Genomic DNA, 202 nt, shown 5'->3' with positions numbered 1-202 from the left:
CTGGTGCTGGTGCCCTCGCTGCCGCTGCTGGAGCAGACGGTGGAGGTCTGGAAGCGGGAGGGTCACGGCGGGCGGATGGTGGGGCTCTGCTCGCTCAAGGGCAGTGAGCAGCCGGGGGTGCGGTGCACCACTGATCCGGTGGAGCTGATCCGCTGGACGGCTGGGCCGGGGCGGGTGACGGTGTTCGCCACGTACGCCAGCC

Annotated in this window: 1 protein-coding gene; it reads left to right on the top strand. The window is 71.8% G+C overall.

Annotation, left to right across the window (positions count from 1 at the left end):
• Positions 1–202: hypothetical protein (locus AA75_RS49235; RefSeq protein ID WP_158515488.1), on the top strand; the 202-nt coding region annotated here is incomplete at both ends.

Source organism: Kitasatospora sp. MBT63, assembly GCF_000710465.2.
Taxonomy (GTDB): Bacteria; Actinomycetota; Actinomycetes; order Streptomycetales; family Streptomycetaceae; genus Kitasatospora.
This window is presented reverse-complemented; position numbering and strand designations above follow the sequence as displayed.